General features: G+C 46.2%; 22 protein-coding genes. 15 read left to right on the top strand and 7 right to left on the bottom strand.

What is annotated here, in order from left to right; genetic code table 11:
* Positions 1-13: 13 nt before the first annotated feature.
* Entirely contained in the window at positions 14-3,904 is a 3,891-nt protein-coding gene (locus ACXHJ2_RS20040) for an immunoglobulin-like domain-containing protein (RefSeq protein WP_165083003.1), read from the bottom strand.
* A gap of 49 nt (positions 3,905-3,953) precedes the next feature.
* Positions 3,954-4,295 carry a phage tail protein gene (locus ACXHJ2_RS20035; protein ID WP_165083002.1) on the bottom strand — a complete coding sequence of 114 codons (342 nt, stop codon included), beginning with the start codon at positions 4,293-4,295 and terminating at the stop codon, positions 3,954-3,956.
* 245 nt (positions 4,296-4,540) lie between these two features.
* Between ACXHJ2_RS20035 and ACXHJ2_RS20030 the strand changes: the two genes are divergently transcribed.
* From ACXHJ2_RS20030 to ACXHJ2_RS20020, 3 genes are read left to right on the top strand one after another with little or no spacing between them, the layout of a single operon-like run.
* The gene (locus ACXHJ2_RS20030) at positions 4,541-6,241 is read left to right on the top strand and encodes a spore germination protein (protein WP_165083000.1); all 1,701 of its coding nucleotides are present in this window, start codon (positions 4,541-4,543) and stop codon (positions 6,239-6,241) included.
* 22 nt (positions 6,242-6,263) lie between these two features.
* A complete protein-coding gene (locus tag ACXHJ2_RS20025; RefSeq protein WP_165082998.1) occupies positions 6,264-7,358 on the top strand; it encodes a GerAB/ArcD/ProY family transporter in 1,095 nt (364 codons plus the stop codon).
* Positions 7,355-8,554 (top strand): Ger(x)C family spore germination protein, encoded by a 1,200-nt coding sequence (locus tag ACXHJ2_RS20020; protein ID WP_165082996.1) that lies wholly within the window; start codon positions 7,355-7,357, stop codon positions 8,552-8,554. Before ACXHJ2_RS20025 ends, ACXHJ2_RS20020 begins: the two co-directional genes overlap by 4 nt.
* Positions 8,555-8,628: 74 nt before the next feature.
* On the opposite strand, the gene ACXHJ2_RS20015 is transcribed toward ACXHJ2_RS20020, so the two are convergent.
* A complete protein-coding gene (locus tag ACXHJ2_RS20015; RefSeq protein WP_165082994.1) occupies positions 8,629-9,177 on the bottom strand; it encodes a PadR family transcriptional regulator in 549 nt (182 codons plus the stop codon).
* Between the two features lie 160 nt (positions 9,178-9,337).
* On the opposite strand from ACXHJ2_RS20015, the gene ACXHJ2_RS20010 reads away from it, so the two are divergent.
* Together ACXHJ2_RS20010 and ACXHJ2_RS20005 are read left to right on the top strand one after the other, a co-directional pair.
* Positions 9,338-9,829, top strand: a complete 492-nt coding sequence (locus ACXHJ2_RS20010; RefSeq protein WP_165082992.1) for a phenolic acid decarboxylase — start codon at positions 9,338-9,340, stop codon at positions 9,827-9,829.
* 13 nt (positions 9,830-9,842) lie between these two features.
* Complete coding sequence (locus ACXHJ2_RS20005) at positions 9,843-9,983, top strand: hypothetical protein (RefSeq protein ID WP_238791644.1); 141 nt, start codon at positions 9,843-9,845, stop codon at positions 9,981-9,983.
* 150 nt (positions 9,984-10,133) lie between these two features.
* On the opposite strand, the gene ACXHJ2_RS20000 is transcribed toward ACXHJ2_RS20005, so the two are convergent.
* On the bottom strand, positions 10,134-10,529 hold the full coding sequence (locus ACXHJ2_RS20000) for a winged helix-turn-helix transcriptional regulator (protein ID WP_013369312.1): 396 nt from the start codon (positions 10,527-10,529) through the stop codon (positions 10,134-10,136).
* A gap of 163 nt (positions 10,530-10,692) precedes the next feature.
* A complete protein-coding gene (locus ACXHJ2_RS19995; RefSeq protein ID WP_165082990.1) occupies positions 10,693-12,036 on the bottom strand; it encodes a glycoside hydrolase family 30 protein in 1,344 nt (447 codons plus the stop codon).
* Positions 12,037-12,249: 213 nt separating this feature from the next.
* On the opposite strand from ACXHJ2_RS19995, the gene ACXHJ2_RS19990 reads away from it, so the two are divergent.
* The 7 genes from ACXHJ2_RS19990 to ACXHJ2_RS19960 all read left to right on the top strand — a co-directional run bounded on the left by ACXHJ2_RS19990 (position 12,250) and on the right by ACXHJ2_RS19960 (position 18,020).
* Entirely contained in the window at positions 12,250-12,930 is a 681-nt protein-coding gene (locus tag ACXHJ2_RS19990) for a response regulator transcription factor (protein ID WP_040102177.1), read from the top strand.
* Entirely contained in the window at positions 12,927-14,696 is a 1,770-nt protein-coding gene (locus ACXHJ2_RS19985) for a sensor histidine kinase (RefSeq protein ID WP_090737000.1), read from the top strand. Before ACXHJ2_RS19990 ends, ACXHJ2_RS19985 begins: the two co-directional genes overlap by 4 nt.
* Positions 14,697-14,719: 23 nt before the next feature.
* Positions 14,720-15,229, top strand: coding sequence for a CDP-diacylglycerol--serine O-phosphatidyltransferase (pssA, locus tag ACXHJ2_RS19980; RefSeq protein ID WP_025677988.1), 510 nt, complete (start codon positions 14,720-14,722; stop codon positions 15,227-15,229).
* 22 nt (positions 15,230-15,251) lie between these two features.
* A complete protein-coding gene (locus ACXHJ2_RS19975; RefSeq protein WP_013369317.1) occupies positions 15,252-15,746 on the top strand; it encodes a DedA family protein in 495 nt (164 codons plus the stop codon).
* A gap of 88 nt (positions 15,747-15,834) precedes the next feature.
* Positions 15,835-16,251 (top strand): phosphate-starvation-inducible protein PsiE, encoded by a 417-nt coding sequence (psiE, locus tag ACXHJ2_RS19970; RefSeq protein ID WP_013369318.1) that lies wholly within the window; start codon positions 15,835-15,837, stop codon positions 16,249-16,251.
* A gap of 55 nt (positions 16,252-16,306) precedes the next feature.
* Positions 16,307-17,314, top strand: a complete 1,008-nt coding sequence (locus ACXHJ2_RS19965) for an AI-2E family transporter (protein WP_013369319.1) — start codon at positions 16,307-16,309, stop codon at positions 17,312-17,314.
* 145 nt (positions 17,315-17,459) lie between these two features.
* On the top strand, positions 17,460-18,020 hold the full coding sequence (locus ACXHJ2_RS19960; RefSeq protein WP_013369320.1) for an NADPH-dependent FMN reductase: 561 nt from the start codon (positions 17,460-17,462) through the stop codon (positions 18,018-18,020).
* 66 nt (positions 18,021-18,086) lie between these two features.
* On the opposite strand, the gene ACXHJ2_RS19955 is transcribed toward ACXHJ2_RS19960, so the two are convergent.
* Positions 18,087-19,004 (bottom strand): ketopantoate reductase family protein, encoded by a 918-nt coding sequence (locus ACXHJ2_RS19955; protein WP_165083034.1) that lies wholly within the window; start codon positions 19,002-19,004, stop codon positions 18,087-18,089.
* Positions 19,005-19,406: 402 nt separating this feature from the next.
* Between ACXHJ2_RS19955 and ACXHJ2_RS19950 the strand changes: the two genes are divergently transcribed.
* The 3 genes from ACXHJ2_RS19950 to ACXHJ2_RS19940 all read left to right on the top strand — a co-directional run bounded on the left by ACXHJ2_RS19950 (position 19,407) and on the right by ACXHJ2_RS19940 (position 21,521).
* Complete coding sequence (locus ACXHJ2_RS19950) at positions 19,407-19,778, top strand: MmcQ/YjbR family DNA-binding protein (protein WP_025677993.1); 372 nt, start codon at positions 19,407-19,409, stop codon at positions 19,776-19,778.
* 118 nt (positions 19,779-19,896) lie between these two features.
* The gene (locus tag ACXHJ2_RS19945; RefSeq protein WP_025677994.1) at positions 19,897-20,523 is read left to right on the top strand and encodes a nitroreductase family protein; all 627 of its coding nucleotides are present in this window, start codon (positions 19,897-19,899) and stop codon (positions 20,521-20,523) included.
* Positions 20,524-20,561: 38 nt separating this feature from the next.
* The gene (locus ACXHJ2_RS19940; protein WP_064961745.1) at positions 20,562-21,521 is read left to right on the top strand and encodes a ring-cleaving dioxygenase; all 960 of its coding nucleotides are present in this window, start codon (positions 20,562-20,564) and stop codon (positions 21,519-21,521) included.
* A gap of 115 nt (positions 21,522-21,636) precedes the next feature.
* Here ACXHJ2_RS19940 and ACXHJ2_RS19935 read toward each other — a convergent pair whose 3' ends face one another.
* Positions 21,637-24,996 carry a DEAD/DEAH box helicase gene (locus ACXHJ2_RS19935; RefSeq protein ID WP_165082988.1) on the bottom strand — a complete coding sequence of 1,120 codons (3,360 nt, stop codon included), beginning with the start codon at positions 24,994-24,996 and terminating at the stop codon, positions 21,637-21,639.
* Positions 24,997-25,145: the final 149 nt, after the last annotated feature.

Raw genomic sequence — 25,145 nt, 5'->3', positions numbered from 1 at the left:
GTCTTCGACAGATTTATTTGAAAATTCGTACCAGCAGTTCAGCCATCTCGCCTCTGCTGATGGCGGCTTTTGGTTTGAGTGTTCTATCAGGATACCCGCTAATCCAACCCGAGCCTATGGCTTTTTCGAATGCTGTGGAAGCCCAGGAAGCAATCTGCTGATCATCTTTGTAAGATTGCAGTCCAGTAGGGCTAGAAACGGATGTCTGTTTCTGCATCGCGTGTGACAGGATCACCATCGCCTGTTCACGCGTAAGACTTTCATCAGGTCCGAACGTCTGAGCGGTTAGTCCTTGAATCCATCCCTGACGGTGAGCGGCATCCACGGCTGATCCAGCCCAGTGCCCCTTCATATCTGTAAATGAGGTAGACAGGCTTTCGTCTCCAGTAGTTCCTAAAGCCCTGATCAATATGGCTACAAATTCTGCACGGCTTACCGCACGCTCAGGGCGCATGTTGCCATCTTTATAGCCCTGCATCCAGCCTTTGGCTGCAAGAGATTGTAGGGACTTCGCTGCCCAGTGATCTTGTAGGTCCGGCCACACTTGAGCTGGCTCTTGCGAATCTGACGAATGGATTGGGTCATTTTGTACACCGGTCTGATCAACCTGAGACGCGTCCGTAGAGACGGCAACAGCGAAGGTACCTAACCGAGGTGTATTCAGACTCACACCCGACAAAATCCCTTGTGAATTTATCACAGCAGTGCCCTTTAGAATCTCGCGCTCGCCATTTTCATACATCACAAGAATAGAGAATTGGGGTTTTACATTCTGCAATTCACTTGAAGATTCGCTATCCAGCGGCAGAACGATGGACGAAGTCCCTGTCACGTTAGCTTTAATTTCTACAGCCGCTCCTATCAGCTTCAGGTTTGATTGTTGCTCAGCCCAATCTCGGAATTGCTGATCTGCCTGCTGAAATGAAATGGTAACGTCCTGCTGACCTGAGGCGGCCATGCTGGTTAGTGTGTCACTGGATAGCATCAGTGTTCCATAACGGGAGATCACCGAAGCTCCAATCTGCTCCCATTTATTCAGTACAGAATGAGTCAGGAGAACACGGCTCATTTGCTTTTCCTGCTCCAAACGAATGTCAGCGTATGCCTTGCCTTCGCGCAGTGCTTGTTGAATCTGTTCATCCAGAAATGCCGGCGAAGGAACAAAGAGGGAAACAGCTTTCCCTTGCTCTGAAAAAACGATCTGTTGTACGCCAGCAGACAGATCCTGATCCTCATTCTTATCTTTGTTAGACTTGCCTGTGCCCACAGTCACTTTAGCAGGGACGATGACTTTTATGGCCTGCGTCAAAGCATGAGAACCATCGCTTGCCTTCATGACATCCAATATTATAGTGACAACGGAAGGAGTGTCTCTCTGAAAAATAGTTCCGTCTGTACGTACGATGTCTGGTTGACTACTGCTGCTGATGGTCACACGGAAGCCATCGGGTACAGCAGGCAGAATAAGCATTGTATCACTTGTTGTAGGGGTAGGTATGCTTGTGATGGAATCCGCGACACGCTGCGCGGTTAATCCTTGTGGAGACACTAGCCCAGAGGGCGCGCTCTTCATGCCATTTACGTTTTGTAGCACATAGTAGCTAGCTCCTTCGGGTACTGGTGTAAATGTATATTTTCCCTCACTCGAAGCGATTCCTTCCGCTATAAGCTCCTGCTGAGCATTATATAGCTCAAGCCGTGCGCTCGGTAAAGCGCCTGTGACGATCACGGAGGCAATGTCCTCATCGCCTGCTGCGGCTGCAACAGCACGGGGCAGCACGTTTATACGGCGTTTTGCCGGCTCTGCGGTCCAACTTCCATTGTCGCTATAAGTATAGTTCAATACGTATACACCAGGTACATTCGTATCGACATTGCCGATACCTGAAAGATCGGGAATCAGAATATTGCCGTATACACTGTCCAGTACGCTGGCTCCTGGATCAGTGAAGCTATCCCCGGTTCCCAGAACAATTGGATTACTGCCGTTCAATCGTACATAAGGTGTATTCGGCAATGCTTTCAGCACGGTAATCGTGAATGTTTTTTGGACAGAAGCTATACCTTTAGAAATAATGGCAATTAACTGTACATTCATATCACCATCTGTATATTTAGGCCGATTCACCTGACCACTGTCACTGAGGATATCCGGTCGATCCGAAGACCAGTCGATCTGGGTGGCGAATGCCCCTGTACGAGGCAGGGCGATGGAATCCTTAATCCCTTGCGGGTAATCCAGATTCAGTGTTTTTGCCGCCAAATTCACTGCTTCATCAGCGCTTACGGGCAATGCGGGTACGAGCAGGCTGAAGGTTTTTTGAAGCTCAACCCCACCTCTTGATACAACCGCTTCCAGCATGACGGTCTGATCGCCCTGTACATAGGTTGGGAAGGTGACATGTCCAGTATGATCCAGAAACTCGGGTTGACTCGACGACCATGACACCTGAACACCATTCAGAGCATCCTTTGCCAAATATACGTCTCCGGTTACTGTCGTTAGCGGTAGTTCAAGTGCTCTGTATGCTGCGTCCACGGCTTCAGTGTCGCTCATCGGCAGACGCAGTACGTGTGCAGTAAAATCCTTTGTTTTCGTTAAGCCTGCAAGTTGCAGGGTGGCCGTTAGGGTAACGTCGGTATCTCCACTACTATAGGAAGGTCTGGTGAGTGTTCCATCTGCTGCAATGACAAGAGGTTTGGACGAGGACCAATCGATCTGCACTCCGCCATAACCGGATAAAGGGAGAGATACATTTTCTTGTACCGCAGACAAATCAAGCAGCAATATGGCATCTGCTGCTTGATTCAATGTATCTTGAGCAGTCATCTTCGAAACGGTAACTTCAAAAGTTTGGGTATCCGAGGCGGTTCCTTTTACAATCGTTGCTGTCAGTTTTACCTTTTGATCACCCATATCGTACCGCGGGCGTATTACAGCTCCTTCGTTCGTAATAACGTCAGGAGTATCCGAACTCCAGCTCACCGTCGTATCATTCAACCCCGTGAGTGGCAGGGTCAGCTTTTGGGATACCGATTCCACCGTATCTCCAGGTGCGAGAGCTAGAGCAAGTGCAGCTTTTGCCTGTGCAACTCTCTCTGCATCGGTAAGTATGTTCACTTTGACTTCTGAGGGAGTGCTCTCCCCTTTAGCATTCACGGCTTGAACCGTGTAAACTGCTTCACCTGGCGGCAATGCTGAAGTGTCTATGAATTGGGTTAGGCTGCCTGTGTAGAGCGTTATACCATCACGCACGACTTTGTAGGAAGTTGCATAAGGAACGGCATCCCAGCTTAACTCCACCGTATTTCCATTTTTAATACCTGTAAAATGACCCGGGGCCTGTGGAACAGGTAATCGCTCCCCATAAGCCGCGAATTCCATGATAGAAGCCCATTGATTGTTTCTTGCATTTCCTTGATCAATATATAATCGCAGATATCGGGCTGTTACAGGAGTAATGCTCTTTTGAAAATTAGAACTCACATTATTCTGCACGGCATCCACAGTCTCCCAATTAAATCCGTTGCTGCTCGTCTGCAATCGGAAACTGTATGGATCACGTTGATCGTTCCATCCATAATGGACACCCATACCTGTAACAACATATCGATCTACGATATACCAGTCTCTCAGATCTACATGGATCCATTTTTCACCATTACCCGCCTGATACCAGCGGCTTGTCGGGTCGATTGACCCATCCACAGCTCTGGAGGGATCATAGGGCTGGGTGTAACCGCTGGATGTAGTTGGTTTGTTAAACACTACATTTTCCCAACCGGCAGCATTGGCTTCATTCGTCCCTATGAGCAGGAACGCACCACCGATCAATGGCATGAGTGAAACCAACACACGGTAGGGTTTTAATTTATTGCGTGTGAAGTTATTGCCTTCGAGCACGCTATCACCTCTTCTTTATTAAATAGCACACCACATGAGCGTGTTCATATTATGGGCGGGACGGGTAATCCCCCTCGGTAGCGATGTAGTAGTTTACATTCGGCAACGGGGAAGCTCCGCGCAAGTCAGGCAATGCAAATGTACGCACTCCATCACCGCCAAAATTAGTGCCCAGCAGGCTGTATAATACGGTATTCTGAGAAATATCCAGGAGTTGACCCTCGCATTTTATCCAGCCCTTAGGAGCGTACGTATACGGGTACATCGTAATTTCCCCAATATAAGGCTCGGGCGATGCTTGAGCCTGTTTGGGACTGATTGCCGTTCCTCCTAACAAAATGACCGCCAGCAGACTCAATACAGCGGTTTTTTTCCAAAAATGATTCTTCATACCTACAACTCCTTTTAGATTCGAATAATGGACCACGAATTCAACAAATTTGTGACATTAGTCATAGAATGAATAGATATTATCATGGATTTCCACTTTTGCAATACAGTTCATCTATCAAATTCACCTTTTTATTCCTTTTGTGAGCAAAGAAATTTATTCCATCTGGTCCATCTTTCATGCATCTTTTTTCTAATCCAGGTAAATCTATATACAAATCGGGTGGAATTCAAGGAGGAATGAACGTGTGGAAGGTCATCGGAACTCATGTGCCCAAATGGAATGTGTGGGTGGAAGCCCTCTTTTTATTTATCATCCCTTTGATTATTTTTCTTACAGTACGACAACTTAAAGCGCTGGATGGCCGGGAAAGCAGACGCAAGGAGCGATTGAAGCTGCTAGAAGAGGAAGATCGTTCGGAGCAGGCTGATCATAATCCGTCTGTCAGTGAGGCAGAGAAGGCAAAGGGAACCTTTACCGAAGATTATGAAGCCAATGTAGCCAAAATCAGACAAGCAGTCACGGATATGGCAGACGTAAACGAACGATCGATTTTTCTGGAGAATCTGAACGCTGAAGGCACACTTTTTTTTGTGGATGGATTAACGGACAAGGTTGGCATGGATCAGAACATTTTAAAGCCGCTAATGGATTGGGGCAGCTCCGGGCAAGAAAGGGAAGAGCTTCCGCGAGGAAAAGAGCTTCGGGATATGATTGTTCACCAGGTCATGCTGGTATCGGAGACAGAGTATACGTTAGAGGTACAGTTTTCCTTGCAAAAGGTGCTGTTCGGTTCAGTCATACTCATGATTCAGGGCATACCCGGTGCTTTTGTACTGGGGACACCCAAAGGGAGTACACGAGGGGTGGAAGACCCGATATCGGAATCGGTGCTGCGCGGACCACGAGTCGGCTTTACAGAGACACTCAGCGACAATACAGCGATGCTGCGCAGACATGGAGAAAGTACGGAACTGGCTATGTCTTCCTTCAAAGTCGGCAAAAGAGTGGAAAAACAGCTGATGGTAGTGTATTTCAGAGATATTGCCGACCCGGAGCTTGTAGATGAGGTGAAGCGGCGGGTCCAAACGATAGATATGGATGAGGTACTGGAGTCGGGCTATGTAGAGCAACTTATTGAGGATAATTTTCTCAGCCCATTTCTGCAAATTCAAAATACGGAGAGACCAGATCGGGTCATGGCAGCATTGTTGGAAGGTCGTGTCGCGATTCTGCTGGATGGCACACCTTTTGCGCTTCTTATGCCTGTAACGTACGGGATGATGCTCCAGTCTCCCGAAGATTACTATGAACGATGGCTACCGGGGTCGCTTATTCGATTTCTTCGGTTTATGGCAACTTTCATATCGCTATTTGCTCCAGCGCTCTATATCTCCTTTATCTCGTTTCATCCCGGGCTGATTCCAACCAAGCTGGTCATTTCCATTATCAGTGCAAGACAGGGGGTTCCGTTTTCGACGCTGATTGAGGCCCTGATTATGGAAATTTCCATTGAAATTTTACGCGAGGCAGGACTTAGGCTCCCCAAACCCATCGGTCCAGCGATGGGCATCGTCGGCGGTTTGATTATTGGACAGGCTGCTGTTGACGCCGGGATTGTAAGTCCGATTCTCGTTATTGTGGTGGCAGTCACGGCGATTTCTTCCTTTTCCGCCCCTGTATACAGCGCTGGCATATCCATGCGTGTTCTGCGCTTTGGAGCCATGTTCACGGCGTCAATCTTTGGCTTATATGGCGTGATCATGTTTTTTCTGATGCTGAGTATTCATATGGTTAAATTACACAGCTTTGGTGTTCCGTTTCTTAGTCTAACGACCCCCCGTTCGTTCAAAGACTGGAAAGATTACTTCGTACGAGCACCGTTGCAATTTATGAAAAACAGACCCATTCTTTTGAAGCATAAAGACCCTAAGCGACAAGGATGAGCTCAACACAGGAGGGAGCAAGATGGCCCGTGGGAAAAAAACGGATAAGATTACAACGTTACAGACAACGGCAATTGTGGTTTGCTTTATGCTGGCTGCCGGGTTGCTTACCCTTCCAAGAGTAGCAACTGAAGCTGCAAAAACACCGGATGCGTGGATATCTGTCATTTTAGCAGGGGTGGGCACTTTTCTGTTCGGATGGGTTATAGTCAAACTAAGCTCGCGGTTTCCAGAAAGTACCTTTTACCAGTATGTTCAGCAAATAACAGGCAAATTCATTGGCAAAGGGATTGGCATGCTGATTGTTATTTATTTTGTTTGTATAGCCGCATTTGAAATCCGATCTGTGGAGGAAGTAACGTCGTTCTTTCTGCTTGAAGGCACTCCGGCGTGGGCGATTTCAGCACCTTTTATGTGGCTCTCTCTGTACCTATGCATGGGGGGAGTGGGTTCATTAGGAAAGATATGTCAACTGATATTTCCGGTTTCGGCGGCTATCTTTTTGCTGATCTGCTTGCTGAGTTTAAATATTTTTGAATTGAATAACTTGCGTCCTGTCTTGTCGGAGGGGGTAATGCCAGTGCTTAGAACGCTCAAGACTACAATCCTGACATTAACGGGGACAGAGTCCTTGCTGATTATTCTTTGCCGGATGGAAAAACCTGAGAAAGCAACCAAGGCAATCGGACTGGCGATTGGGATCGCGGTCGTTTTTTATACAGCTACGTTGATCCTGTGCATTGGCGCCTTTTCAATGGAAGGGGTCTTGAGCAGAACCTGGCCATTTTTAGATTTGGCCCGCAGCTTTGAAGTGGAGTATCTGTTGTTGGAACGGTTCGAGTCCTTATTGCTGACCATTTGGATCATGCAGATTTTTGCCACATTCAGTATTGCTTTTTATTGTGCTTCGCTCGGAGTATCTCAAATTTTGAATAGCTCTTATTCCAAGATGTTGTTCATTTTGCTTCCGTTTATCTACCTCTTGTCCCAAATTCCGAAAAACTTGAATGAGCTATTTTCTTTTGGAACGGTTATCGGAAATGTAGCGTTCGCTTTATTCGCGCTACTTCCACTGCCCCTGCTGCTTATTTCTCGCTGGAGAGGGGTGGGGTCATGAAGAGAGTCCAGTCAGGATTACTCGGATTGATGGCTCTCCTGATGTGCTGTACACTTTCAGGTTGCTGGAGCAGCTCCCCAGTGGAGGATCTAAATCTGGAGACAGGTATTGCTATGGATCTAGCGGAAGAATCTTCGCAAGAAGAACAAATTAAACGAAAAGGAGGAGATTATCCAAAAAAAGAGTTAATTACGGGAACTTTTCAATTTATCATTCCTGAGGAAAGCGGCGGCTCGAACAGCTCCTCTCCACAAGCTAAGAAATTTTTTAATATTAAGGAAACAGGCGATTCCGTTTTTGAAATGATTAGAGAAATTTCATTGCGGACCAATCGTCCTCCCATTGGGCAACATTTGAAAACGATTATTATCAGTTCCAGCTTGCTTAGCAAGATTCCGTTGTACGAGCTGCTGGACTTTTTCCTGGGAGATAATGACATTCGGCCGAGTGTACTATTGCTAATTAGTACAGAAAAGGCGGGTAATACACTCCAGGAGAAAATCCCTGGTCAGATTCCTGCTTATATTTTAAAGGATATTTTCCAAAACCGGAAACGGAACGCACGGTTGTTAAAACCCATGGCTTTGGTTAAAGTGATTGGACCCATGAAGGGTGGAAGAAGTTTTATATTGCCCAATGTCATTACAGCAGAGAATGAAATCAAGCTCGCAGGTGCGGGAATCGTCAAGGGAAAGACGCAAACATACGGTGGTTATCTGAATGAGTCAGAGGTTGAGGGTCTCATGTGGATCAAAGGACAATTAATTGGAGGCGTGCTAAAAAGCAGCGATCCGAAAACCGGTAAAAATATAGCATATGAAATCAAAGCGGTCAAAAGCAAGATCAAGGCCATCGTTCAGGGGGAAGATATTTTCTTTCAGGTAAAAATGACCTCAGAGGGACGGGTTTCGGAGGTGCATATAAAGCATGAAGATTTGCGCAGCAACAATGTACTTGGACAAGAAGAGAGTCTCTTTCAGGAGAAAGTGAATTCATTAGCTGAACAAACCGTAGCTAAAATGCAAAAGTTGAAGGTGGATGTTGGAGGTTTCGGAGAAGCCTTGAGGATTCAACATCCTAAAGTTTGGCGTAAGGTCAAAAAGGATTGGGATACCACCTTTAGCACCATTCCCGTAAGGTTTAGCACAGATATCCATATTGAAGATTATGGCTCTTCGATTACGACGGCAGACTGAGGAATTTCGTTTGCACCTGTTATGGACAAACCTTCAATTCCACGAATCTAGGTGGCATTGAAGGTTTTTTAAGTCTATTTAAATAGGGATAGTGTTTCTTTCAGCCATGTAATATAGCTTTCTTCCCGATTAATAGCACGGCTCAGCACTAAATAATGGCCGAATTGACCAGATCCGGGCACTTGAAGGTTCTCGTCCAACCGTTGAAGGGATTTTTTACTTTCGTACAGGTATTCCAGCTTCTCTTCTCGTTTGGCAATCTGGTCCTCGAACAAGCGCTTGCTTTCTTCTTTGGGGATGGCTGCTGAGAAATACAGCATAAGCATAAACTCATCCTTTTCTGTTTCCGGTAACTCTTTGGGGCTTAGCAGCCATTCAGTTAGCTCCTGGGTCCCTTTGGGGGTTATACAGTACAGCTTCTTTTCCAGCTTGGCTCCCGTAATGGACGTGCGATATTCAATGAGTCCCTCTTCGGTCAGCCTTTTAAGCTCGGGGTAAATCTGACTGTGCTTGGCGCTCCAAAATTGTCCAATTTCCTGTTTGAATTGGCTCGTAATATCATAGCCGCTCATTTCCTCTTTGTGAACCAGACCCAAAATGGCATATTTTAATGTGCGTTTCAACGTTGTTCTCCTCGCAATGGGTATTTGACAATAGTATATCACAGCGCTACAATTTATATGTATCATAAAACATGTTTATATTTACATGTTTGAATGATTGTTTATTATTTTGGTGTCTTGTTTAATTCATAAACTCATAATAAGGAAAGAAGGATGCAAGATGGACAAGTTTATCGGCAGTCACATGATTTACACCTATGAGAATGGCTGGGAGTACGAAATATATATTAAAAATGAGGATACGATTGATTATCGTATTCATAGTGGGATGGTAGGCGGACGCTGGGTACGTGATCAGAAGGTCAATCTGGTGAAGCTGGTAGAGAATGTGTATAAAGTATCGTGGACCGAACCGACAGGCACAGACGTTTCCCTGAACTTTATGCCTGAGGAAAAACGGATGCATGGCATTATTTTCTTCCCTAAATGGGTTCATGAGCATCCGGAAATCACGGTGCGCTATCAAAACGATTTTATTCCGCTGATGGAAGAATCGCGCGAAAAGTATGAAACCTATCCGAAGTATGTGGTTCCTGAATTTGCGGATATTACCTACATCGAAAATGCAGGTGTAAACAACGAACAATTAATCTCCCAAGCGCCTTACGCTGGAATGACAGACGACATACGCGCAGGGAAGCTGCAAGTGTAATCGAAGTTTGTTAATGGAAGTTGTACAGCCTGAGCCTGTGGTAAGCAGTCTCAGGCTTTTTTACGTGAACTGGAGAGTGGATTGCTTAATGGAGTGGTGGAGGATGGTCGTAGCTTATATTCCGCTAGGCCCTGAGCGCCGTTACACGACATAGTAAGCAAGCCGCAGCAATGATGTTGATACTGTTCTGGATCAGGAAATTGACGATGGTCTTTATATTACAAAAAAACAACCCCAGGTCATCCCAGGGTCGTCTTTATGAAAAATATATTTCTGCATTTTACAAAATGCTTGTTTAGCTGAATCACACGGGTGTTACATCCTGAATCACTTCTTCTTTTTCTTCTTTCCAGATCACGTTCTCGCGATAGTTAGATCCCCAATCGTACATCGCTCGCAGTACCGGAATCAGGCTTTCACCATGCTCGGTCAGTGAATATTCCACATGTGGAGGGACGACAGGATAGACTGTACGCAGAATGAGTTTATCTTCTTCCAGCTCGCGTAATTGGTTGGTCAGCATTTTTTGCGTGATGTGAGGGATCAGCTTCTTCAATTCACCGAATCGCTTGGTGCCTTCCATACCAAGATGCCACAAAATAATCAGCTTCCATTTGCCACCGATGACCGCGAGAGTCAATTCTTTATCACAATTAATCAGTTTCAAATCGATCCGGTCTTTTACAGTTGTGATGTTCATCGACCTCCTGTCCGTAGTTATTCCAAGTATACTATGTATAACTACAGTACGCAAAAGGAGATACATCCATTTTGGAAACTATGCATACGATGGGATACGAATCGACTGAAATCACAATCTGATGATGTACGCCAGACTGGAAGCTTCCAAAAATCTACAACGGTTAAGCAGGAATAACGATGGTGTTAAAGGACTCCGGCTCCAGCTCCAAACGGTGTGTTGTTTCTCCGACAGACAGATTCAGCACGCGAGATTCCTTAAACGGGTTGGCGATGACCAGAACCTTTAGTGCGTTTGTATTTTGAAAAGCAACCGCATTTCCAGCCCATGAACCCCGAATTCCAATGCGTCTGGCCCCTGGTAATACAAAATGAGAAAAGTGCTTCATAACGTAATATTCCGGGTTCAGAATAGGTTTTCGATTCGCTGGATCCACGGTGATCATCGAATTTTGCTCCCAGCCCCATGTGCTCTTGCCTTTCGGCTCCAAAACCATATTCCAGTAAATATAAGCATTCACACCATTGGTGAAATAGTGCTGATACAGGTTATATACGTATTTGGCGTAGTCCCATGAGTTTTCTCCGTTTCCGCATTCATTTTCGGTCTGCATGTAACGAAGCTCAGGATAGCTGGCTACGGTGCGCTGAATGGCATTTTTGCCTGCCCATTGATAGCCTACCCCTTTAATATATTTATAGGCCTCGGGGTCACTCAACACGGTGTGGGCATACTCATCAAATCCGGTCGACGTCTTTTTCATTAATTCCTCCCACGGATCAGGGGCGTTAATGGTACCCAGCCAAATCTCTGTATCCAGCCCATGTTCCTCAAAAGCGGGCCCCAAATAGTCGCGAATAAATTCACGCAGCTGTTCTCCGGTCCATACACAGGAAGGGAACTTCTGATCGGCAATGACTTCATTTTGAACATGAACCTGGTGAATCGTAATGCCTGCCTTGCGGTATGCCTGAACAAATTTGACAAAGTACAATGCATACGCTTTCAAAATATCCTTTTCCCAGCGCAGTGTACCGTAATTGTAAGCTTTGGGTGATTTCATCCATGTCGGCGGACTCCAGGGTGAGGCGAACAGCTTCAAGTCTGGATTGAGTTGTAACGCTTCCCGAATAAAAGGTATGAGATATTGCTGATCGCGCTCAATGGAAAAGTGCTTCATCTCCATGTCGCCGTCCGTTTCATTGTGGCTGTACCATTCCAGCGCGTAATCACTCGCTCCAATAGGAAGTCGGCAGATTGTGAATTTGTGCTCGCCCTCCGGGTGAAAGAGAGCATGAAGCACCTGCTCTCGTTCTTCGCTGTCCAAATGATTCAGAGCTACATAACTCAATTCATTAAAACAGCCGCCAAAGCCCTCGACGAGCTGATATGCTTCTCCCGTAAGGGTTAGGTTGGCACTCTCTTGGGTTTCGGTCAAATGATGAGCTTGGGATTGCCAAGCATTAGCTTTGGAAGTGGAAAACCACTGAATGGTTTGATTGCTCATATGTTACCCTCCTGTTCAGGCTTTTTGTATCTCTACATATTATAAGGTAGGATCTTAGGGGAAGAGATGGTCTGAACGAAGACAAATTTGCCCTAATCCAAGGTGAAATTTGCGGATGGGAAGTTCCTGTAGATAAAAAGTAGTGAGAACACATAAAGTACACATCTCTTTGATATGCTGTTGTCCTAGAATGACCGAAAGAGGGAAGTCGATTTGAATAAAAGAGTTCTTCTCGTGGAGGATGAAATACGTATTCGTGAAGTGATTGCGGATTATTTTAAACAAAATAATTGGGAAGTCTATGAAGCAGGCAATGGAAAAGATGCACTCCTCTGGTTCGATTCGGTGCAACCGGAACTCATTATACTCGATATTATGATGCCTGAGCTGGATGGTTGGGAAGTATGCCGTCAGGTACGCAGCCGTTCAGGGGTACCGATTATTTTGCTGACGGCCAAATCCGGTGATGATGATAAAATATTGGGTTTTGAGCTAGGGGCAGATGATTACGTGACCAAGCCTTTCAGTCCCAAGGTGCTGATTGCCCGCGCGAACGCGCTGATGAAACGGGTGGAGGGGCATGTGCAGCCGGAGTCGCATATTTTGCGTTTTGGCAGTGCTATGCTCAACACGATGGCTCATCGGCTTGAGGTGGATCAGGCGGAAGTTGAATTGACGCCCAAGGAGTATGAGTTGCTGCGGCTGCTTATACATAATAAAGGCATCGTTGTTTCACGGGATGCGATACTGAACCGGGTGTGGGGTATCGATTTTGAAGGAGATACACGAGTTGTCGATACGCATATCAAAAAGCTGAGAAGTAAGCTGGGCCGTGAATCACGCCATATTCGCACGGTTTTTGGCACAGGCTACAGGTTCGAGGAGGAAGAATGAACAAACGGGGAGTTACCTTTAAGTTGTTCATTATGACAGTTGTGTTTTTCCTGTGTTTTTACGGTATGGTGATTTTAAGTCAGCTGCTGTTTTTTGAAAATTTTTATCAGAAACAGAAGATTGGGCGTGTGGAAAGCCGTTTGCAAAGCTTCGGTCAAAGTTATGTCCAGGAGGCTTGGGGATCGGGCAGGGTTTCGCGTGAGGCAGCCCGCTTCATGCTTCAGAATAAAAACCAGTTGGCGATTGTAACGTTGGACGGCAAAGTAAAGCTGGATGATGCGTTTCATATCAGTCTCAGAAAAGCAGATGGTAAAGTCGTTAAAATATCGCTGTCTCTATTTATGAGTGAGCACGGAGATGAGCTGAGAGCTGCCCGGATTCAGCCTGGTGATCAGGTCACTGTGGAAGGTGAGATGTTGGGATCTGACGGAATCTCTTCTGCCAATTTAATTTATCCAACAGGCATACAGAAGCTCGGTTTCAAAAATATAGGTTTAAACTCGGAAGAGACAAGCACAAATGACAGTGTAAGGCTGTCCGGTACGGTGACAGAGATTGTACTGCCGGATCTGAAAACCTGGAGCCAGCGTCAAGGCCTGCTGTTTAGTGCGCTGGAGGAATGGTTTCCTTTATCCCAGGATCATCTGGAGAGACTCAAAAATTTTGAAGTGTTGGAAGAAGATTGGACAGAACCTTGGACAGGGGTACGAAATGCCGTTATCGTCCATCCTGTTCGTCAGAGCACAGGCGAGATCGATCTCTTGTTCACTGTGACATCGTTGCAGGAAATCAGTGAGACGAATGAGGCTCTACGATGGTTTTATCTGTACCTGGGGATCGGCGGTTTTGCACTCATTCTGATTTTGTCCCTGTTCTATTCCCGAATGGTAACTCGTCCGCTCATTACTTTGAATAATACCGCCAAGCGGATGGCCAAGCTCGATTTTACAGCCCATACGCCAATCCGGCAAAACGATGAGCTGGGCAGCCTGTCCTACAGCATGTATACCCTGTCCCAGAACCTGGACACAGCTTTGCGCGAGCTTCAGGAGGCCAATCAGCAATTGGTCGAGGACATGGAACAGAAGCAGAGGATGGAGGCTGTGCAACAAGACTTTTTTGCCAATGCTTCTCATGAGCTGAAAACCCCGTTAAGTATCATCAAAGGATTCGCAGAAGGACTACAAGATGGGGTTAGCGCCGGGAAGCAGGATCATTATATGAAGGTCATTGTAGAGGAAGCGGACAAAATGGAGCGATTGGTCAAGGATATGCTGGACCTTGCCAAATTGGAGTCTGGAACCCTCAAGCTTCGCAAGGCGACCTTTATCCTGAGTGAGCTGGTGGAGGAGGTTGTGGATAAGCTATTCCATCTGTTGAAGGAGAAGAAGCTGGAAGTGGTTATTATTCCTGCCAATGAGCTGCCGATTCATGCCGATATAGGATGGATGGAACAGGTGATTATCAACTTTGTTGTCAACGCCATACGGCATGCCGAGGAAGGAAGCTCCATCACGATTCGTATCGAAGGCTCTGGGGAAGTCAATACGTTTTCCATTGAAAATAAGGGTGAGACCATCCCAGACGATCAGTTGGAGCTGATATGGAATCGTTTTTACCGGGCCGAGCTCTCCCGTAGCCGTCAGACAGGTGGGACAGGACTCGGGCTATCGATCGTTAAACGAATTCTGGATTTACACGAATTCCGCTATAAGGCGGAGAATACCAAGGACGGCGTCCGTTTTGTCGTTATATTCGGAGGCTAAGCTACGGCAAAGGAGTTAAGAGTATGAAATGGAATTGGTTGCCCTCATTATGCACGATTGCAAACCTGGGGGCAGGGGTCTTATCCCTGTATTTCACGATTCATGAGCAATACATGACCGCTTTTATTCTTGTGGTGGTGGCTGCTTTATGGGATGTATTAGACGGTTTGCTGGCAAGGCTGCTGCATTGCTCCAGTGATTTTGGCAAACAGCTTGATTCGCTGGCGGATGTGGTCTCATTTGGGGTTGCCCCTGCTTTCTTGATCTTGTTATACAAGCTGGGAGATACTCATTGGATAGGACCGCTTGTAGCTGTGTTGTTTGTGATATGCGGTGCGGTGAGGTTGGCAAGATTCAACCTGATGGCTTTTAGCAAAGGCTTTGTGGGCATGCCCATTACGGCCGCAGGTGTGATTTTGTCCTTTATGTTTTTATGGAGTGAGCATTTGAAGCCAGGGTTGTTGCTGGCACTCATGGTAGTGCTGTCATTCCTAATGGTTAGCCGTATTCCCTTCCCGTCCTTCAAAAAATAATCGGTCAGGAGGTGGCGTCCCTATGGAATGGGCCATCAGCATGATTACACAATACGGATATATCGCTATTTTTGCACTTCTTGCCCTTGGAATTATAGGGCTACCCGTTCCTGATGAAATTATTATGGTGTTTGTCGGCTATCTATCTTCTATCATGGTACTGAATTATTCCCTATCTATATTAGTCAGTTTCATTGGGGCGATGACAGGGATGATGATCAGTTACACGCTAGGCAAAAAGCTGGGTCAGCCATTGGTAGATAAGCACGGCAAGTGGGTGGGACTGACACCGAAGCGGTTTGCACGGGTAAAAGGATGGTTTGCACGCTTTGGGTTGTGGACCATTTTGTTCGGTTATTTTATTCCAGGAGTCAGACATGCAACAAGCTATTTGTCGGGGATTAGCGCGATGCCTGTCCGAAAATATATGCTGGTGGCCAGCGCCGGTTCTCTGGTATGGACACTGATCTTTATCTCCATTGGTTACATTGCGGGGGCGAATATAAATTTTCATTAAGGTGACCGCAAAAGTAATGTAGCATTTTTTATGTATTGCACCGATAATATAAATAAAAGAACCTGTACAACCAGTGAGGGGATCTGTATTGAATGCATTAATGAAGTATATTGAAAAGTTACCTGGTTTTCTGCAAATAATCTTGAACATCTCGCTGTTTCTGGTCGGGCTGATTTTAAGCTTCTTACTTCTAAAAGAAACATGGTCCATATTTTCATATGTGTTCTTGTATACAGAAGCCGACAAAAATTACTATGAATTCACGGAAGAACTGCTTGTATTCTTCTTGTATTTTGAATTCATTGCATTAATAGTTAAGTACTTTAAAACCAATTTTCATTTTCCATTACGTTATTTCATCTATATTGGGATTACGGCCGTCATCAGGCTCATTATTGTGGACCATGATGATGCTCAAAATACATTCTGGTGGTCCATTGCTATCCTAGTCATGGTAGGTTCTCTATTGATTGCTAACAGTAAATTATTAAAGAGAGAAAGTTAATGCCGAGGAAGATTGCAAGGGTGACAGTCAAGTAGGAGAGAGGGAATAAAGACGAATGGTAAGAAACTGGATGAATCATGCAGGCGTCAGGCGGGCAGCTGTCCTTGCGATAATCGTTTTACTGCTCTTTATGTTAAGAAGCATGATGAATATTATTTTGTTAACACTGTTGCTTACGATCTTGATTGGCAGTATATATAACGGTGTGAATAAGCTGATCAAGCGGTTCGCCAATGTGCCGCCTATGATCGTGCTGCTACTGGTATACGGGTTGCTGATTCTGATTATCGTGTGGGGAGTTTACCGAATGGTGCCGCTAATCAGTGTACAGGTCAAGCAGGTGTATCTCATGATTCAGCAAGCCTACATGTATCCTGATCGTAACCAATGGAACGAAACGATTATTGAATTTATGGACACGCTTAATGTTCAGCGGTTATTTGAGCCTGGCTGGAATGCGGTAATGAAAATCAGCCAACTGGGAACACAACTGCTGGTATCGATTATTTTGAGCTTGTTCTTCCTGATGGAAAAATCCTATATTACACGCTTTACAGCTACGTTTGTGGATAGTAAGCTGGGTTGGTTCTTCAAGGAAGTGGGCCATTTTGGACGCATGTTTCTGGGTACATTCGGGAAGGTGCTGGAAGCTCAACTATTGATTTCACTCATCAACTGTATATTGACGACGACAGCTCTTTGGATTATGGGTTTTCCCAATCTGCTCGGCCTCGCGCTCATTATATTCTTGTTGGGGTTGGTGCCAGTGGCGGGCGTATTTATTTCCCTCATCCCGCTCGGTCTGATTGCTTTTAGCGTCGGAGGAATCAATTATGTGATTTACTTGGTTATTCTGATCGTAGTTATTCATGCGATTGAAGCCTATTTCCTGAACCCGAAGCTGATGTCATCCAAAACCAATTTACCGATCTTCTTCACCTTTGTTGTATTGATCTTCTCTGAGCATCTAATTGGGGTGTGGGGCTTGATTGTAGGTATTCCGTTGTTTGTCTTCTTCCTTGACTTGATTGGAGTACAACGCAAGCAAGAGAAGGATACCTAATATATTTACGACAGATACGAACATAGTAGTGACCATGGATTCTTCATCATGAATGCCTGCGAAGCCGCAGGCATTTTTTTGATTTTCCTGGCGTTGACTGTAGTACACTGAGTATCCAAGATAAGATATTGTTAAAGGAAACGAGATGATATGGGTGGAACAAAAGATTAAGGTATTGGCTATATCGGGGAGCCTTCGTCAAAAGTCTTCCAACACCGCGCTTATGAAGGCTACTATTGGATTGGCTTCTGAAAATATATCATTCATAGTTTATGATGGATTGGGGGATCTGCCCCATTTTAATCCTGACTTGGATGTAGAGGAGGGGCCAGCTTCCGTAAGAGAGCTACGGGAGCAATTGAAACAAGCCGATGGAGTGCTGATCTGTACGCCGGAATATGGGAATGGTGTGCCGGGTGCTTTGAAAAATGCCTTGGACTGGCTCGTATCTTCAGGTGAATTTGTAAACAAGCCTACAGCGGTCATTAGCGCTTCACCGTCCCCTATGGGCGGCAATTTGGCTCATGCTTCGCTACTGCTCACATTGCAAATGATCAATGCAGAGATTGTAGAAAATGGAAAGGTCATTATTCCGCATATCACATTGAAGCTGAATCAAGAAGGCATCATTACAAATGCTGAAACTAGACAGGAGCTGGAAGCATTACTTCAAGGGCTTGGGCAAGCTTGCCGAGGAAAGGTATAGGGAAATTCAAAGCAGATCCTTCATTATAGAAGGATCTGCTTTTTCGGATGGCCACCTACTTCGTATTCAATTCAACAAGCTTTCATAGACCTTTAAGCGGGCATACACCGTTTCAAGTATCGGATATGAAATATTACTGCTAGAAGCCAATGCCAGAAGTGCACCATGCAGATGGCTTGCTTCAACCGGTAGATTTTTCTGCATATCACGTTGCATGGAAGACATCATCTCAGGCTTTAAGGAATCCATCGTTTTTAGCGTATGTGCTTCCATTTCTGAATGAATAGGCATATCTGCATTGCGTGCGATTGTGACGATCTCATGCAGTAGCCTTTTATAGATTGCACGCGATTCGGGCGTGGCGAGTATAGGTCCGACGGAGGTACCCATCAGGGTTGTGATTCCGCTCATGCTGGCAATAAATATATACTTCTGCCAAATTTCACGCTGAATGTCATGACTGTGTGTGACTGTGAAGCCTGCATGATCAAGATGGCTACATAGTAGTTGCGCCCGCTCTGAGTTTTCTCCATCCCATTCACCAAAAACAATGCGGTGGAACGGGCTTGTCTGAACGATAGAGCCTTTGTGATTTAACGTCGTTTCAATAGAACAAAGCCCACCCAGCACTTTTTCAGCCCCGAAATATTCGCGTAAAGATCCAAAATGTTCATAACCGTTAAGTAACGGAAGAATCATTGTATTTTTACTGATATAAGGCGCTAGATCGGGCTGCAACAGAGGCAGATGGTACGCTTTGACCGCGAGAATAATACAGTCAAATGGCTCAGTAGCTTCACCATAGGTAATAGCCTGGATCGGTGTCTGAAAATCTCCGTGCACACTTTGAATCGTAAGACCGTTTTCTGCCAAATGAAGCTTCTTGGAAGGGCGGACGAGAAAGGTCACATCTTCTCCCTTTTGAACCATACGTCCCCCGAAATAGCCTCCAATAGCACCTGCACCCACAACTAGAAACCGCATCATAGGGTCCTGCCTTTCCTAACTTAGTTTTTGAAAAACAAAAAAACCTTCCAGCACATTGCTGAAAAGGTCCGAAAGGCAAAAAAAGAGTCAATTTGCGACCGTTCTTTTGTCTCGGTCCTTTCGGATCAGAGCAAAATCCAACGAGTTCACCTCCATAGGCTCACACTTATACTTATTAAATTGCATCTTACCAGAGTACCGTTCGAATATATCGATACAGCCTCTCAGGGAAGTATACCAGAATATAGGGTTCCTGTCCCATATAAATCCAATCCGAACAGCGTGTGTGTGATGGTATCCATAAAGCACGAACCTAGTGTATATGGAGCGTATAGAGGTGATATAATAGGGCGCAATAGGTTTATAGACCGATAACTTGGAGCAGAGGAGAGAAGGCTGATGTTTGAGCAAATTGTAGCGTATGGTCTGAGTCAAAAAGAGGCTGTTAAGGATTATCCATTTGGTGCTGATCCCCTGGTACTAAAGGTAGGGGGCAAGATGTTTGCTCTCCTGACTGAAAAAGATGGCATTAGCCACGTATCCTTGAAATGTGACCCGGTCATTGCAGAAAACCTGCGTGAGCAGAACAAGGCCATTAAACCAGGCTATCATTTGAACAAAAAGCATTGGAATACGATAGAGGTTGATAACAGCTTCCCTTTGGAGGATTTGTACAGCATGATCGATCATTCGTATGAGCTGGTCTTCAAGGGCTTAACCAAAGCGCAACGCGAAGCGATTACGATGAGGATACGGTCAACGGATCTGTAAAGGGTGGTAAGCCCGTACATAACACTTTTACAGTTTTACTTGACAGAAAACAACTAAAGATATATTCTTAATTTAAAGATAATTTATTTGAAAATAATATCAAGGAGTGGACCTGAATATGAGCGAACTGGTGAATGTTATTCAAGAGAGAAGATCGGCTTCTAAATTTATTCCTGATGTTACTATAGATGCAAAAGAACTGGAAGAGATATTTCAGCTGGTGAAGTTCGCTCCATCGGCTTTTAATTTACAGCATGCGCGTTACATCGTAGTGCAGGATGCAGAAATCAAACAAAGGCTGCATGATGAGGCAAGTAAGCAGTATAAAATATTAACTGCTTCGGCCACCATTATAGTGCTGGGTGATACAGAGGCTTATACCAAGGTAGCTGACCTCAACGAAGGGTTCCTGAATTTGGGTGTTCTGAGCAAGCAGGAATATGATAGCACAGTAGAATCGGTAACTCAGTTTTATCGCGAGCGGGGACCTGTCTTCCAGAGAGAAGAAGCAATTCGTAATGCCAGCCTGTCGGCTATGCAATTTATGTTGATTGCCAAGGACAAAGGCTGGGATACTTGTCCGATGATCGGTTTTGACCCGGCGAAGGTGCAGGAAGTACTGAATATCCCAGAGCAATTTGTACCCGTGATGATGATCACCTTGGGAAAAGAGGACGAATCAGGTCAGCGGGCAAGAGGATATCGCAAGCCGGTTGGACAGTTTGTTAGCTACAATGGATTTTGAAATTTGTAAATCATCATGTTCATTAAGGAGTGACTGAGATGTCTTTGAAAACCGCTGGAATTCACCATATTACGTCCTTTGCAGGCGATCCGCAGGGCAATGTTGACTTTTATGCAGGTGTGCTTGGTTTGAGATTGATCAAAAAGACAATTAACTTTGACGCTCCAGAAGTATATCACTTGTATTTTGGGAATGAAGAAGGCAGCCCGGGAACGATCATTACCTTTTTTCCGGCTCCGGGTACACGCAAGGGTAAAATTGGAGGCGGGCAAGTCGGGATTACGACGTATGTCGTGCCGCTGGGCTCGCTGGATTACTGGGAAAACCGTCTGCACAGCTTGAAGGTATCCTTCACGAAGGCTACTCGCTTTGGCGAGTCATTCATCCAGTTCCGAGACAATGAGGGCTTGCATCTGGAACTGGTGGAGCGCGAGGAAGGCCCGGTGAACACGTGGACAGCCGGAGGCGTGCCTACAGATAAAGCGATCAAAGGCTTTGGAGGAGCAGTGCTCTACAGTGCGGATTCCAAGCACACCCAAGGCGTGCTGGAGAATGTTCTGGGCATGACTCCCATCGGTGAAGACGCAGATGCGGGCTATATCCGTTATCAGACGACTGGGGATTTGGGCAACCTGATCGATATTCCAGTCAAGGATGTACCGTGGGGGAACGGCGGCGCCGGTACGGTTCACCATATTGCGTGGCGCGCGCAGGATGATACAGAACATCAGGCGTGGAATGAATGGGTTCGTCAGCATGGTTTTGGGACGAGTGGCATTGTAGATCGCCAATACTTCAATGCCGTATACTTCCGCGAGCAAGGCGGTATATTATTCGAGATCGCAACCGATCCGCCCGGATTTACGGTGGATGAGGAATTGAATGAATTGGGGCACAAGCTGATGCTGCCTGAATGGTATGAGCCTCAGCGCGCCCAGATTGAATCTAATCTGGTTCCCATTGAGCCTAGAGTGCTCAAACAGGATGAATCGGTTTGAGCAGGACAATCACATATGGAACATTAAAAGGTCCAATGCGGGAAGATTTCCACCCTCATTGGACCTTTTGGGTTCTGAAGTGTCAGTATCGTAAAAATAAGCGTGGAAGAGCTGGTTAGATCATGAGCAGCTCACGAATTTCTAGCTCGGTCAGTGCTGAAAGGCTTTCTTGCCCCGGCTGAATGACCTGGTCGATCAGGTTTTTCTTTTTTTGCTGTAGCTCATACATTTTGTCCTCTACCGTACCTTGGGCGACGAGCCGAATAACCTGCACAACTTTTTTCTGGCCCATTCGGTGTGCACGGTTGGTAGCCTGCTCCTCTACAGCGGGATTCCACCACAGGTCATATAGAATAACGGTATCTGCGCCGGTGAGGTTCAGACCCGTACCTCCTGCCTTGAGGGAAATCAGGAACAGCTCGCGTTCTCCTTCGTTGAAGCGACTGCACAGCTCGACTCGTTCAGGGGCAGGAGTCTGTCCATCCAGGTAAAAGTAGGGAACCCCTTCACGGGAAAGCTCGCGTCCGACCATTTGAAGCATCGTAGTGAACTGTGAAAAAATGAGCATCCGCTTCCCGGAGCTGAGACATTCCGTAATAATCTCCAGCAGTTGTTCAAATTTGGCCGAGCTTCCCGTATATCCTTCTATGAATAAGCCCGGATGACAGCAGAGCTGACGAAGCCGGGTCAGACCTGCTAGAATTTTGATCCGGTTTTTCTGAAATCCTTCTTCGTTGAGATGCTTCAACGTTTCATGCTGTAGCTTGGCCAGATAAGCCGTGTACAACTTTTTCTGATCCGGCAGAAGCCGTGATACCTGCACGGATTCGATTTTTTCCGGCAGTTCCTTAAGAACATCGCTCTTCAGACGGCGCAGCAGGAACGGACGAACCCGCTTGGCAATCACATTGCGAGGCAGGTTGTGAAATGCTCTTTTTCCGCCGGGAAATAGCTCAGGAAATACAACGTCGAAGATGGACCATAGTTCTTCCAACGTATTCTCGATAGGCGTTCCTGTCAGGGCAAAGCGGTAACGGGCTTGTACATCCTTAACTGCCTGTGCCGTCTGGGTGGCATGATTCTTGAACGCTTGCGCCTCGTCCAGAATAAGCGTATGAAACGATGGCTTGCTGTACACTTCTGCATCGCGCCGTAGCAGCGGATAGGATGTAATAATGACGTCATAACTGGCGCCATCCCGTATAATCCGGCCTCGTTCCTCCGGGCTGCCATCGGCAATAGTGACGCGGATATGCGGGGCGAATTTCTCCAGTTCATTCCGCCAATTGTACACCAGTGATGCAGGGGATACAATCATGGCTGGAAGCTGTTGAATGCGAATCTCCGGCAATACAGAGACGAGGAAGGCAATGCTTTGCAGCGTTTTGCCCAGCCCCATATCATCTGCCAAAATACCTCCAAAACGGTAATGTGCCAAGGTCTTAAGCCATTGAAAACCGTAGACCTGATAATCTCTTAAGATTGGGGCGAGCGTGACGGGTACGGGAAAGTCAAGATGATCAGGATTGCGTATATTTTCTAGCAGCTGGCGAAAGGTTTTACCCAAGGTCAGATTTTTTACATGATCGTGAGGATCAATCAAGTACAGCCCCTGTGTGACTGGGATCCGAATTTGCGCTGCATCCAGATCGCTTTTGCGGATACCTGTTTCGTTCATGAACCGAATTAACTCCTTGTACTCCTCTGTTTCTAGCGGTAGCAAGGCGCCATTCGGCAGACGGTGATATCTCTGTTTTTCTTCCAGCGATTGGAGCAGCTTGCGAATTTCCGATTCTGGTATACCCTCAATATCAAATTTAAATTCAAGCCAATCTGTACGTTCGTCCCATTCCGCTCGTATTCTTGGGACAGGTAGCGTATTATTGATTTTCGCTTTGACTGCACCTGTGGCATAGACGTCCAGTAGCTTTTCCAGTTGCGGAACAGTATGGTACAAAAAGTCATACTCTGCATCTTCATCTTCCATAAAATATCCGCTGTCTGTTCTGGCGAAGGAGCTATGCTCCATCAGTTCCAAAATCCGCTGCTCCTGTTCCCCATCACGTATCAGAATACGATCGTTACCTGGCGTTCGAGCATCTGTTTCCAACGGGTTGATGATGATGTCTCCATATTGGAATTCCAGTCCTGCCAGCAGCTTGTCTCTTACCCGGTCCAGATACAGTTTGGCCTTCAACGGATGCTGGGCGACCCGATCTGAGACAGCACGTGTCATATGGACACGTCCAAGCTTCATTAACCCGGGCACGACCTTATCCATAAATGATTCCATCTGTTCTGGTGCAATCTGGACTGCTCGTCTGTGATGTACTTCGACCATCCGTTTAAGCTCGGACAAACGCCGTAAGGAATCAGCCTTCTGCTTGACAAGCTTGCCATCGGCAATGACGACACCGTAGTCCTCCATGATGGTCAAGTCATCTAGTCCTTGAATGCTTAGCTGGTAGCCTTCACTTGTGGCTTCGGTCTCATCAAATTCAAATTGCAGCGGAAGCATCAGGTCGGATTGGGGGATACCTTCGCTCATGTCTCCGTGAATTTCAAAGTAGACGCCCTGTGCTGCTGTCAGCAAGGGGAGCAGCCTATCCCAGGCCGCGGGCGGGATGAGAAGCATTCGCTCACCACTCATATGACTGCCGGAGGCTGAATACGTACCAGAGGTTTCCCGAATCATGCGCTCCTGGTGGCACACCTGAGATAATTGCTGGAGGATAGCGTCATGTTCAGCTCGGAAGCGGTACAGCTCCGGCTCGTAAGAGAAGCTTTTCGTGAACATGTAGCTATCCCCACGGTCAATACTATCCAGAAACGGGCGGATTTTCTGAACGATGTATAATCGTTTGGGTCCAGCCTTCATTTCCAATCCGAACATATATTTTTGGTAACCGTAGGCAAAAGGCCGGATGACAAATTGAAAATCCAAGATCGTGCGAGTATCCAGCAGCGCAGGTGTGCTGCGAAGTGGTCTCTTGCGGTCGAATAGTTTTAACATACTGTCGGTCAGCTGGAGATCCCCTTGTGTGATGCCTGAGGATCGTGCTGTTCTGGCAGTGTGCTCATTTGGGGCATCTGTAGACATCCCGTCTGCACCCATGCTTCCCGCTGGATCTGGGGCAGTGCCGGGATGAAGTCTGGAGACATAGGAACGTACGGACACACTTTTCCCACGTCGCATATCATAGGCATTTAGGAGAACAGCGGCAATATGTTTGCAATAACGTCCGGTGGTCTGAAATGAGCTACATGTGCATTCCGCGCGGATACTGCCGTTGGGCCGGATCATCGCAGCAACAGCATAAAAGCCGCTTCCTTTGACTGTAGCTTCATACACACCTTCATTATGATCTATCTGTGTAAAGGCCACCTTTTTGGCCCGGTAATAGGCATCCCCGTCGTCGTAAGCAGATTGACTGCATAGTTGTCTGATCGCTCGCCGGGTAAGTTCAAAACTCATGGTTCGTAATCCTTTCCTGAGTTATTCCGTTTTCTACATGATAACAGAACAGACAGGGGGAAAGACACTTGAGTACGGAATGTAATTTTACGAACAAGGAGAGAGGACAGAAAAAAAGCAGGCCTTGGTCTGTCATTGAACCAAAGTCT

This window comes from Paenibacillus sp. ALE3 (assembly GCF_054113405.1).
Note: the sequence above shows the minus strand (reverse complement) of the source record. Positions and strands in the feature narration are given on the sequence as shown.